The organism is Ruegeria sp. CK2 (assembly GCF_056536585.1).
Genome location: NZ_JBQFPW010000024.1, coordinates 33,659 through 46,536 on the forward strand (window position 1 = coordinate 33,659; position 12,878 = coordinate 46,536).

Consider the following 12,878-nt stretch of genomic DNA (forward strand, 5'->3'; position numbering starts at 1 on the left):
GCATTCTGGTGCAAAATCAGGCGGGTCGTGTTGCGAGAGAACTGTGCCTCAACGCCTTGGTTTCAATACGTAGTAGATGGTGTCGTCCAAATCCGATTGATTGAGAAAAGGATGATTTGGTTTCGCCGAAACCACCATCCAATGGCGGATAAATTCCGACTTAGCTTCGCTACTCGCTTCACCAAAAAAACCCTCAGCTATTGCTCCAATGTCCGGAGCTTCATCGCCGGAACTGATGATTGCGTTCTCAAAGCTCGTGGACGAGATGTCTGTTTCCAAAAACGTTGCGCCGAAGAGCACCGTGTTTGTTAGGTTTGCGCCCTCCAAGATCGCCCCATCAAAGTTCGCGTGGTTTAAACGCGCAAAGCTAAAATTCGCATTTGCAAGATTTGTGATGCGGTCAGGGTGAAAGGCACCAATCGTATCTGGACAGGGCGGGTTTTCTTCTTCCGTCACAGCCGTTGAGAAATTGACGCCGGTCATGTTGGCATAGCTGAAATCGGCGCGTTGAAGCTGGGCACCCCTAAAGCTCGCCGCGAATCCATAGGACTCGCGAAAATCGCTGCTGCGCAGATCAAAACAGTCCAGCTTAACCTCGCTCAGAAAGTACTCCCGGAAATCTGAGAACTGAAACACTGGGCCCTTCTGATGGAGGTCGCCCATGTTGGATATCGGCGCGAAGACGATCTGCGACAACAATCGGGATCGCTCCTGACTAAGCGGCGTCCGCGTCAAACGCACGCCGAACTCCGCATCAAAGGGCAGAAGATCCTGCTGAACCACATTGAGGGTGTTCTGCAGAGAGTATTCCACGAAGCGGTAGGGTCGAAATGTCCGGCTCAGCGCGACGATCTTCAAGATCAGAGGTTCGGGTAACTCGATCTCGCCGCCCGAGCCCTGCAGGCGCACAAGTTCCGTCTCGAGGTTCTCCAAAGACACAGCCAACGCCGTTTGTCTCTGCGCCTCCGCCAGATGCAATTGGTTTTCAATGAGACGGTTTTGAACGGCCAGGCGCTCTGCCTGAATGAAGGTTGCGGCAAAGATCGCAAAGGTCGCCGCTCCACCCAAAACGCTGACCAAAAACACCAGACTAAAATACCGGCCAATCGCACTGCCGGCGAGTACGAAAAGACCGGACAGTGTGTTGCCGAGCCGGTTTTCGACCTCCTCGCACTCGACCTCATCAACAGCGTCTTTGTCAGCGAAGGTGCGCACATCCGAAAGAATTTGCTTCGGGCCATAGGCCTCGCCGGCCGACGCCAACACATCCTTCAAGCTGAACTTTCGGGACAGGGCCTGGGCCATGAAGAAAAAGAACAAGGCTCCGAAGACGGACAAAAACAACAGCGCTAGGAAGCCGATCAGCACATTGGTGATGATCCCAAGCTGTGCGCTCACGATGAACGCCACCGTAAAGGCGATCCCAAACCCGATCCCGTAAATCAGACCCGGTTGCGTCGCCCAGGCGAGCGTTTTCAGAACCGGGGTCTTTGAGCTTCCCTGGTCCGTGTCTGTCTGTGTCATTGCCGCCTCCCCGTGCGTTTAGGCGACCGCGGGCGCCTCGTCGGGTTGCAGAACCGCGACGAAGGATCCGACTTTGCCTTCTTTTGTGGGATCATCCGGCCGTCTTGCGCGCAAAACAGATCCGACCAAAGCGGGCAACCGGTCCTTTCCGTTCGGCCAATCGGCCACCAGGTGGCCACGGTACTCATAGACATGGCCGTCTGTAACGGGCGTTGCACCCTTCGCGGTCAGGACGATGATCTCGCGCTGTTCCCACCAATCCGGTGTCAGCTCGTAGACAACATTGCGGTCATCATAAAATCCCTCAACACTGTAGACATAATCGGGATTCGGGTCCGGATGCCCACCTTGTAGCGTGCCGGTGATCTGGCCATTCCCGGCCTGCTCAAGGGTCAGGTCCGCGACAAACCAAAGGGCAGCAAGGTTCTGATCATTCCTGTCCGCGTCATTATGGAAGCTGCGATAGGTCCAGGTGCCGGTCAGAGGGAATTTCAGTTCAAGCGGCGAAGCAAAGCGTTCGAAGAACGCGTCTTTGACCTTGTCCCCCAGCTGCTCGTCGGCCGCCTCGGAAACATGCGGTTTTCCCTGCGCCAACAGCTTCTTGTAGAGATCATCGATCCACTGATGCCAATGGAAGAAGCGGAGCGAATAGTTGTTCGTGTAAGGATCACGAATATCGCAATGCTCAAGATGGCCCGCGCCGTGATACCGCACTCCGAAGCCCTCAAGATAAGCGCCAAGCTCGGTGCCCGTATTGAACTTTGACAGATCCGGATCGAGCAAGGCCGGTGCAAAAAGCTCAGGCGCAAGCGCCTCGCCGTTGGTCCCGCCAATGCCCCAGGGACCAAACCCGGCCTGCTTTAGAATATGCGCGGAATGATGAATACCAGGCTCCCAGGGTTGTTCGCCGTCTCGCCAGCTCGTGGTCGGTGGTCTGCCCCAGCGTGCAAGATAATCATTGTAAGCATCGAGAAGATCGCTGTGGAATTCGAGGAACTCCAACCCGAAGCCATAGGTGTTCATCGGGTATTTGTGACGGGCTTTCTCGCCGAACTGGCTGTGCCATTTCGGGCACCGGCCATTCCCGAACACATCATCGTGCCAGGGGAAATGATCCTGGTTAAATTGATCCATGAAGGTGATGTCAGACCACTTGTCATGGGGATAGGTCTCGATCTTTTCGCCGGCCAAGGTCCGGCGTAGATCATCCGCCCACTGCAGAAAGCCCCAGAACCGGATGCTGTAGGATGCTGTCTCGATATTGTTCAGCTCATTGTGGCGGTAGAGGCGAAGCTTGCCGCCATTGACAGGCCTTGACCAAATGCTGTGATGTCTGATGTCCGCGAAGTATTGCTCAATCGCATTGCCGAGTACATCGATCGCTGGCCACTCTTTGTTGCGGCCCCATCTCACATAGGCATCGTTGAAATGGGATAGATTACCCTGCAGGAGTGCAGGCACCGCCGGATTGCTCTCTTCTGGCAGCCACGGTCGCAACCGGGAACCATCCCAAGGCTCGATGGGCCTGAGTCCGCGTTCTTGCCGCCAGTGTGCGTAAAGCTGCAGGAGTGCGAGGTCGGTGTCCTCGGCTGTCGGATCGGGCTGGGCAGGTTCCGGATTATGAACATAATGCACCATGAACTCAGATCCGGTGCCCTGTTGATCGACCGCTTCGCGCATATAGCGGATCGATTCACCACGTCTTGGGCGCGCTTTCAGCCAGGCTTTGTGACGGGTTGCAAGAAGATCAAGAAATGCAATTGGGTTCTCGGGAAATTCCATCTTTCCGCACCTCAAAAAACCTTGAATATGCGGGATAGGATAGATGTTACTCATGATGTTGCATAGTCACCTAGTGCACTTCGACCCATGCTGGATTGCGTGTTACTTGAGCGAACGTTGGATATTCATCTTTGCCAGCCTTGGAGGTAACGCAGAATCGGAAGTGGCGTGACCCGATAGGCACATTGAGTCGGCCCCGGCCGGACATCCAGAAGTCGGCTTGGTTGCCGCTGTGACGGTCGCGTTCCGGACATTCGCTGCAGGCGCGAAGTAATTGCAAAGACGGACTCACTGATTGCAAACTTTGCTGCCGTACGGAAAGTGTCTATCCGATGACTAAGCGGTTCTGAGCAGTTTTCGACAGCACTCGCTCTGAGGAACTATGTTGTTAGAGTGAACATCTCTTGCTTGCGTGTTGTGTACGGCTGAAATTGGTGGTCTTGTGAATTGATGGAAGCACTCGAAAACCTTCTTCAACTTCCCTATCAAACTCTCGCGATCTTGGTCGCGGGATACCTGTCGTATCGTCTGGCTTACACAGGCCGCGACACAACGCACCGCACGCTAGACACTTTGGCGATAGCGCTTGTGTTCGCATTCATAGCGCAGGCTGCGTCAGCGGGGCTCTTGATCCTCTATAACTGGAAGTATCCTGTCCCGACGGGTGGAAAATTGCCGCTATGGATGGGCTACGGGGCAAGCGTTGGCGGGATCATCGTCGCCCTTATTGCTGCTGCGATTTGGCGACGTGCCAGTGTAAATAGCCTTCCAGCGTTCTTGCGAAAGGCGGGAATTTCCTCATCGGATAGAAACGCCGCGGCATGGGAAACCGTTATTAACCGAGAAGATTCCGGGCCGACCCAGATTACCGTTCTCAAAAAGGATGGGATGACAGTTCAATGCGAGCGCCTTGACGACTTCAAAGATGCGCCCTTCGGTCCGGTGATATTGGGGCAAGACGGGTCAATTGCAATGTACGTGACGGATTACCGGGACAAAACCGGAAAATGGGAAACGGTCAGCCCAGAGCATAGCGACTGGGGACCGGAAATTACGGTCATTCCTGCCGGCGAAATTTCAGAGGTACGTATTCGGCACAACCCGTCACTTCTTAGGCGGTGGAGGCGAGGACGGGGCGCTGGGGACGGGTCTGGCGTTATCGGGGATGTAAACGGGTCCACCCCCTGACTGCATTTCAAAACCTTGCATAGTGCTACCTCTTGGGTGGTGGCGGCGAAGATGGTGCCGCTGGTGCGGGACGGGTATTTGTCTCTGGGGTTGGTCGCGATGGCGGCAAAGAAGGACGCGGCGGTGTTGGTGGGGGTGATGGCCTTTTAGTCATTGATCTACCTTTTCTGCTTAGGGGGCGGCGATGATGCGGGTTTGCCGGCAACCGGTTGCTGCGATCTTTCGATCAACACTCTTGAGCTAGACTGGCGCGGAGCAGGTCTAGGCGATGGCTTGGACGATGGTGACTTGGCCATGTATTCTACCTCTTTGGTTTGGGTGGTGGAGGCGTGCCCGGCGCAGCGGCACGGGGCTGTTGTGATCCTTGCACCCGGACTTCACCCCGCTGACGCGGGACTGGCTTGGGCTTTGGCTACGGTGTTGGCTTCTTTGCCATGCCTACCGCTTTGGCTTTGGAGGTGGTGGCGCGGAAGGCGCACTTGCCATCGGTTGTTGTGAGTTAATCGAGACGCACAAGCCATTCTCAGGCTTGGCAATCAGAGTTGTGACCTTTTCAGACTTACTTTCGTTTTTGTTTTCGCTCATACCAAAACCTTTCCGAGTCCACAGCATACCAGAACATAATGAAAACATGGCGACGTTACTAGCATGATCTGACATGGGGGCACATGCATACCACAAGATGTTGAGTGCTGCCATCTTGGGGGATTCCACGTGAAGGGAAGGTCGAGTAAGAAACTCAAGTATTGATACGAAAGGGAAAGCGCTGAAAGAGGATGATCTGCTAACTCACCGTTTGTTTGCTTCCGCTTGGATCCTTAGCTCTAGCTCATGCGCTTCTGACACACCCAAGCTGACAAGACGCCCCAAGATGGCATCGATGCGGCTGCGTGATGGGTGAGACCTGCTATACAAAGACGGATCATCGACCGCCGCCTTATTCAACCATTCCGCGACTTTGCGACCGATACCGAGCTCATGCCACATCGAGCGGTTGCCGTCCGTTACTTCGAGCCAAGTTTCGATCGCGTTCAACAGGAAATCGAGATGTCGTGCAGTGGGAGCAACGTTTAGGGTGTTCATCGTGCAGAGCGCGACGAAAGCGGTAGGACCGCCTGACATCATCGGGCGTAGCGTTTCAAGAATTGGATCAACTCGGTCGAACACAGCCGGAACAAGATAAGTACTTGCTCCAGAAAATGGGCTGTGGAAGTTCATCAGCAACCTGCCGATCATTGGACCGGTTTCTATGTCGATCCCGAGTTCTCCCCGGCGACGATCCCAAGACCATCGATTTAGCTCAATCGCACGCGCAACCATCTTCTGCCGCAAACCCGACGCCCGAGCTGACGGCCGGTCCGGCTCATTAAAATAGTGAACATCAGCGGCATGTATGACCGTTTCAGCAACATCGCAGAATGACCGATCAGGTAGCTCAACTATCAGTAGAAGAAGCGATAAGAACTGATCCTCCGCACAGTCCATCAAAGCGGTTGTTACCAAGGCGTAAAACTGATTGTTCCAATCGCTTGGTGTCTGACTGAGCTCAGCATCAGCGGAATAGCCGTGACCATTCATTCGTGCTGACCATGGCGCGTATGATTCAATGATCTCAAGGTACCAGCCAGGCCGAGCGCTTCCTTCAACATTGAGTAGACTCAACCATCGTGAAAGCTCTTGATCATTGGCGCGAACGACCGCCTCCCCGGAACTACGTCTCTGGGATGCGTCATCACTTTCGAGGTCAATTTGTTCACCGTTCAGTGAGGCAATTGCACGCGGCCGCCGCGAAAACGCCGGTGTCTCTTCCGGAAGCTCTGGCCAAGTCGGCTCGGGCCCGCCATTGAGCCAAGCGATCTCGGCTGCAACCGCATCAGCGTCCTTCCCCACTTTTTCCTCCTCGTAAGCCTGTCGAGTAGAGGCGTCCTCGTCATAGGGATTCCAACGCCAACGGCAGCAGGTGAAAGCGATACGGATTGCCGCTTTGATTAGCCGCGGCTCGGCATCTCTGATGCTCGCGTGTGCTGCCGCCATGGAAACGACGGCGGCCTGGTCTTGTCGAGCGACGGTTCTCAGTAGCTGGTCGCGGTCCTCGATCCGCCGTCTCCGATGCCAAAGATGGATTAGAGCGCATATGCCCTGCGCCGGGCGATTGTAGTCCAGCCGTTCTTTCGAGTCGTAGCGGTCGACCTCTTCCGCCAAGGCAGTGGCAATCACGGTCCGAACCCAGTCTTCATGATCGTCAAGGACAGTATCCGCACCGTCCCGCGCAACAAGCATCGCCGTCGAAATCAACCGCGTCGATCGTGACTTAAGATAATCGGTATCGCTATAGTCAGGCAGATCGCCGGCAGCGTATTCGACGGCCTCGCGCGCCAAATCCGGCGACCCTTTCGCTGGATCGCTGATAGCCAGCTGAATTCTCACCTCAATCGTGCTGGAACGTTCATGCGCCTGTCGGCTGGCCTCGAGACGTTCGAAATGTTCGGCCTCAGCTGGCGGCGACTTGTAAGCGAGGCCTTCTTCGACCTTCACCCAGTTCGCCCGGTCGAGCATATTGAGTGCATAGGATCCCATGAAAGCGGGATCGCCGAAATTCGCTTCATCGCTGTACGAGCCAGCTTTTTCGACTGCATTAGCCAACAAGGAGCGCACCTTCTGCCCGGCGTCATCCTCGCCGATGTAATAGGGGATTAGTCGCTCGAGCGAGATGGAGCGCGATTGGCGCTTTGCGAGATCGGCAAGCATGACGCGGCCTTTGGGCTCCTTCTGCAGCATCGTCGCGCCTCCAAGCCTCTCTAACGTCAACCGGGTGCGATCATTGGCTAGTAGGTCGGGGTTCGCCAAAAACGGGACGAGCGCATCGCGCGTCGCCGGCCAATGCGATAGCAGCACGTCGAGAGCGATCAGCAGATAGGCGGCGCAGCTACCTTCCGGTCCGAGGATGTCCCTGAGAACCGCATCAACATCTTCGCCCCTGTCGAGGCGCTCTTGTGACCAAGCTTCGAGCGCCATTAGGCCAGAAGATGCAGCGTATTCATGCGCTTGGCTGGAGCGTGACCAGTAATAGGTCTGCACCCATGGAAAGAAGCGCGGCTTCCCGTCGAAGACGATCGTGAAGCCGTCTATTCCCGCCTTCATGCCATCCGCACGATGCGCGACCGCCGCGTCAATGAGTGCTCGGATGAGGCCGAGTCCGATCTCGGCGTCTGCATCGAGCAAGTCGAGAAAAGGAGGCTGCGCTGGAGACACCGGCATGTAGTCGGTATCCGCAAAGCCGAACGCGCCATTCAGGGAATCCCGTCGTGATCGGCCTCGACGTGACTGTTCAATAAGACTGGATGTGATCAGCGCCGCAAGCTCATTCGGCGCGGCGCTAGCCAAGGTCTTGCTGAACGGCCGCATTGCCTTGACCTTGTAATGATCGTCCTCTTTCGCGATCGCGGTCAAATAGGCCCTTGTGTCATCCGGCGCGTGTGACGCGCTCAGAAGCGCCATGTTGCGAAGGTCTTCGATCATCGTCTTGCGAGTTGAGCGTTCAGTCCATGGCGTATCCTGAGCACCCGGGATCGTGACGGTGGAGGCACGCAGGTCAAGCTGCATAAGCCACCCGAACAGCATCTTCGCCGTAAGCTGCCCGAGTTCAGGAATGCTCATCAATGTGAGAAACTGGACTTCCGCGAGCTTCAGAACAGCAGCGATCGCTTGCACTGGAATTTCGCTGGCATTCACAGCGCACCACGTGAGAACCGTGGGCGCCGATAGCGTGTTGGCGATGCGCAAAGAGCCTGGCGCCTCGACAGGAAGCTCAACGCCCTTCGCGGCGATCTGCTTGAAGGCGGATGCGGCCGAGATCGTTTCGGTCGCGATGATGGCGGTACAGATCTCGACGAGCAGCGAGCCACCGTCGGCAAGCAATGCGGCGCGGCAGCTGTTCAGAAGGTGCGAAGACAGCTCGGATCGCACGATCGCCATGAGCGCTTGGCGACGCCATGCATCATGGGCACCTGGTCGCGCGAGAGCCCCAATGAGGGCCGTCCAGTTCGAGCCGTCCGGTCCCTGTTCGAGTGCGAAGCGCCCGGCAAACTCGATGCCACGCGCCACCTGTGGCGATGGCGGCACCGAAAGATCGATGCTGTCGAGCAACATGATGTCTTCATTGAGACGCGCGCCGATCGCCCAGTCGCGCAGCACGTCATGGTAGAAGCTGAGACGGTCGCGCCTCGGTTCGGACAGGGTCAGGCTACGCAGTAAGTGGGCTCGTGCCGGCGTGTCCGTCGACGCCTCGATCAAGTCCTGCCCTGCCAGCGCCGATTCTGCTAGCTCGGCCAAAAGCCGTTGCGCCGGGCGAACATCATCTGGCTTTGCGCCATCACCACTTTTCCACCAACGATCGGCAAGCGCTGCTTCAGTTCGAATTTCGGCCGATTTCGGGACCTTGAGCAATTGGGCCAATCGATAGAGATTGCGCGCAATACTCGCGGCCGGATGGTCCGGTGACAGCAGTGCGCGCAGTTCCGGGGTGGCAATGCTCAGCGCTGCAACCTCGTCGTCGTTCAGTTCGTCCACGATCACTTGGTAGGGCGTACCCAACCTTGCGAGCGCTTCCTCGGCGACCCAGGCGGTGTCTTCGGCGCCGAAATCCGGCCGCTTGGACATGACTACGGAGAAGCCTGGGACATCTGTAATCTCGCGCAGCAAGTCATTCACTGTGCGGCGGCGCTCGACGGACGTGAACATCTCGAGGCCGTCGATGAACAGGACCCCGCCGCCACTTGCCGCAAGGTCCCACAAGAAATCCTTTGCGGTCCCGGGCATATTGATACGTTGCGCGAGCGCCGACCATCCGCCATCCGGCGTGCCTACGGGATCAAGGACAATGACATGGCCCTCGCGGCCTATCCGCTCAGCAAGATGTCTTAAGACCCAAGATTTGCCCACGCCAGGCTTGCCGGTGATCTCAACGAAGCGATGCTCGTCGCGCGCTTTCTCGAGATCGGCAAGCGCGCTCAAGCGGGGGAGATTGACGCCTCCGACCGTAGTGCCGATCTCCATCAGTGCGTGGCGCGACATTTCCGCAAGTTTGTCGCGGGCCAGCGCGAAATTCTGGTCGCCAGCAAGGTGGAAGCCCCGCATCCTTAGTCGCTCGATAAGAGACTGGCGCGAGATCGAGCCGCCAGCTTTGCCCGTCTCAAGAACGATCTCGATGAGATTGCTCCAAAGCGCTTCAGCGCTTATCACATCCTCAGGCGCGAGAACTTGGCGAGCCATAGTCAAAGCATGGGCCCTTGCCTCAGGTGCAGAAGACTCGAAATCGAACTCGAGTATCATGAACTGCCGAAGAATGACCCAGATGGCTTCGTCGTCGTCCGCTACGCCTTGAGCCACAAGATTATTCCGGAACGCCTCGATGAAAGTACGCATCTCTGCGCTGGCGACGCCTGGGAGGGCTAACCGCGCGAAGAATTGCACGCCGCTTTCCGCTCTGCGCGCCCATTCGAGCGCGTCCTGATAGGGGCCAGAGATAGAATAGCTGGTTCGTTGAGTGGCAACCGCCAGTAAGTGGCGGTCCGTCGGCTTTTGAGCGGGATTACTGCGCACAACCTGTTCGCAGACGCCTTTAAAGATAGGGTCTTTGGGCGAAAAGCGGATGGTTCTTTTGGACTGGATTTCGAGGATCGCTGTGCCGTTGTTCGACACGCCATGGACGATCAGGTCGTCAAGCGCATAGCCTTCATTTTCCCCTTGCAGTTGTACTTGCTCAATTCGGGCATTGGGAAGACCGCGCGCTTCGCTACCCGCAAGCATCTGCAGGAGATAATAGGCACCAAGCTCGCCCTCAATATAGGTTCCGGCGCCTCCGCGACCGACTGGGCTGGAGCCTTTCTGTTCCTGATTTAAGCATCCTTCGGGAGTCTGACTCATTGCGTCGGTCGTCTATGGATCTTTTCTGACATGTGCCAACTCGATAGCGGAAACGCGGGCCTAATTCGATTACTTTCTAAGGGTCGCTGGGGTGACATCTTGGTAGGGTCCGAGCTCATGAGCTTCGCGGCACACTGCTGTCCGAGACGCAGACATTCAATGCTTTGAAGCTCCGAAACTCGAGCTTCATATTGAGCGATCAAGTATAGACTTGAATTCCTTGCCGAATGTCCGCTTCGTGGCAATGGCTCCTCATGTTTTGCACTTGCAGCGAATGACCGGAAACCGCCCTCCCGTTGGATTGCTTCGCGCTTGCAGCAAGAATTTCGCGTATGCAACGAATGTCTGCTGTGTGGCGATGGTGTTGAAAAACAACGTGTTGCTCACGCAGAAACCGATGCCCCGGTTATAGCGCGAGCGCCTTCCCAGTCAGGCTTTTCGCGTTTGCTGCGGTGCAGGAAAGATCTTAGCCAGTTTGCGGAGGTTCTGGGCGGTGGCTGCGAGGAGAAATTCGTCTTTCGCGCCACATGGACCACGTAATCGAAGCCTGCCCAAAGGCTGCTCAGTTAGCCTTTGCGTACCAGTTGCAATAACCTAGTAGGAGTTATCAAAGCCGTAACTGTTCGTTACTCCAATAGTGCAAGTGTAACGCTGAGGTGTCGGAGGATCCGAACCCTGGTTTAATGTCTAAAATGCCGGGATAGCTTTCTCCATGAAAGGACTCAGCACCCAGAACCGATCTGGAAGATCGAACATCACTACCTGACCATCCGCACGGCAGGCTCGCGCACTTCTGGTGAATACTTGTTCGTTGTCTTCGTCATAATGCTCCACCCTACTCAAGAGTTGGAGCCTCCGGCAAACCCGGTGCGGTTCAGTATCCAGTGCTATCAGTTCATTGGCCTGAATGAACGCATCAAGACGAGACATGTCTTGACCCATCAGAACTTCAACCTGCCGTAACTTTGAGACAATCTCTTCAGGCTTCGGTCTCTTGCTTGCCATTCGTGGTCCTCCGTTTCCTAAACATAACGGTGGACCAGTTCAGTTGGGGAGGCTTAGATTCAGGCTGGGCTAGATCTGGTCAGCGGACTTGGCTGCCGTTCAGCGCGATTGTTGGAACGGCCGCTTGTCTCCAGGACCCTAAATGCCGATACGTTGGCTGAACCAATGTGTTTCGGTCCATCGACGCTGTCTTCCAGACATGTTGCTTGATGGTCGGAACACATTTGAAATACCAACGCAACAACAACCCAGAGTGAATAATGAACCTTTGCACCGCCGTCATCGCTTGCTCCCTCTTCGCTGTCGCCGCAATATTCTCTGGGGAGGCTGTCGCTGAGTCGCGCGTCATTCTTCCCGCCGCACCTCTTGCTGAGGAAATGACGGGGCGCGAAGTCAGTTTCCTGGCCCATAACTCTGAAACGCAAGCGAGTTGTGTGTTGGAGGATAGCGATCTCGAAACGCAATACGGGCCCTGGTCAACCTTCAAGATACCCAACCTTCTGATCGCATTGGAAACCGGCGTGGTAGACGGTCTGGAAGCGGAGCGGGCGTGGGATCAGCAGCGTCGACCAGCGGCCAACTACTGGCCCGACGATTGGCGACGAGACCAGACGCTCGAAAGCGCCTTCAGACGCTCTGCGGCGTGGTATTTTCAGGATGTTGCCGTCGATGTGGGAGCTCAACAATATCGGATGATCATGGACGACTGGAGCTACGGTAATGCAGCAGCCCCAGATAACTCAGACACCTTCTGGCTGGACCGGACCTTGCGCATCTCGGTCTCTGAGCAGGTCGAGTTCCTTTCGCATTTACTGTCGGGGTCTTTTGACGTGGCTCCGGAGAGCCTCGAAGCGCTCACTATGGCAAGCCTGGACCGTAGCACCAATGGATTCAGACTCCACGGCAAGACTGGATCGGGTCCGCTTGTTCCAGGAGACTTCTCACGCCCCTTCGAAGGTTGGTACGTGGGATGGGTGGCAAGGAACGGTCTAAAGCCGATCCCCTTCGCGCTCTATGCCCAAGCTGCCACGTATGGTGAGATCAGAGACTTTCGGCGCCAATTCGCAATCCGGATGCTAATTGAGTGCGGATATCTTCCTGGCGGCTTTGACAGCTGATCGCGTGCGGCTTGCATCTCGCATTAGTAGGCCAATCGTAACGGCTGCCCAAAAAGGCCTTAACGGGCTTTGCGCGTTTCTCCAAAGCCGCTGCGTATCCCGGCCGCAGCATTGGTCACTCTGGGGCTTGCAACGGACGTTCTCCGCGACAAGTATTGACGGGTAGCATGAGTCCTTACCATCCGCTGGCACCAGAAACCATTGTGGCTTCATCATGTTCTCGAGTTGAAGCCTCCGGTAAACCTGGTGCGGTTCAAGCCGCGTCATCAGATGCGGGGACCATACGACTTGTAGACCTGCACAAATGGTCAAGCAGCGTCGGGGAGCTGGTGTTTT

At 56.2% G+C, this 12,878-nt stretch carries 6 protein-coding genes; 2 read left to right on the plus strand and 4 right to left on the minus strand.

Features of this window, described 5'->3' with window-relative positions:
- Nucleotides 1–48: 48 nt before the first annotated feature.
- Together ACR0BU_RS23400 and ACR0BU_RS23405 are read right to left on the minus strand one after the other, a co-directional pair.
- Complete coding sequence (locus ACR0BU_RS23400; protein ID WP_480739254.1) at nt 49–1,524, minus strand: pentapeptide repeat-containing protein; 1,476 nt, start codon at nt 1,522–1,524, stop codon at nt 49–51.
- Nucleotides 1,525–1,542: 18 nt separating this feature from the next.
- Nucleotides 1,543–3,306 (minus strand): hypothetical protein, encoded by a 1,764-nt coding sequence (locus ACR0BU_RS23405; protein WP_480739252.1) that lies wholly within the window; start codon nt 3,304–3,306, stop codon nt 1,543–1,545.
- 450 nt (nt 3,307–3,756) lie between these two features.
- On the opposite strand from ACR0BU_RS23405, the gene ACR0BU_RS23410 reads away from it, so the two are divergent.
- Nucleotides 3,757–4,494 carry a hypothetical protein gene (locus tag ACR0BU_RS23410; RefSeq protein ID WP_480739251.1) on the plus strand — a complete coding sequence of 246 codons (738 nt, stop codon included), beginning with the start codon at nt 3,757–3,759 and terminating at the stop codon, nt 4,492–4,494.
- Nucleotides 4,495–5,283: 789 nt separating this feature from the next.
- Here ACR0BU_RS23410 and ACR0BU_RS23415 read toward each other — a convergent pair.
- The gene (locus tag ACR0BU_RS23415; RefSeq protein ID WP_480739250.1) at nt 5,284–10,419 is read right to left on the minus strand and encodes an NACHT domain-containing protein; all 5,136 of its coding nucleotides are present in this window, start codon (nt 10,417–10,419) and stop codon (nt 5,284–5,286) included.
- A 687-nt stretch (nt 10,420–11,106) separates the two neighbouring features.
- Nucleotides 11,107–11,424: a hypothetical protein gene (locus tag ACR0BU_RS23420; RefSeq protein ID WP_480739286.1), complete on the minus strand. Its 318-nt coding sequence runs from the start codon at nt 11,422–11,424 to the stop codon at nt 11,107–11,109.
- A gap of 260 nt (nt 11,425–11,684) precedes the next feature.
- Here ACR0BU_RS23420 and ACR0BU_RS23425 point away from each other — a divergent pair, with 260 nt between their 5' ends.
- Nucleotides 11,685–12,542 carry a penicillin-binding transpeptidase domain-containing protein gene (locus tag ACR0BU_RS23425; RefSeq protein ID WP_480739248.1) on the plus strand — a complete coding sequence of 286 codons (858 nt, stop codon included), beginning with the start codon at nt 11,685–11,687 and terminating at the stop codon, nt 12,540–12,542.
- Nucleotides 12,543–12,878: the final 336 nt, after the last annotated feature.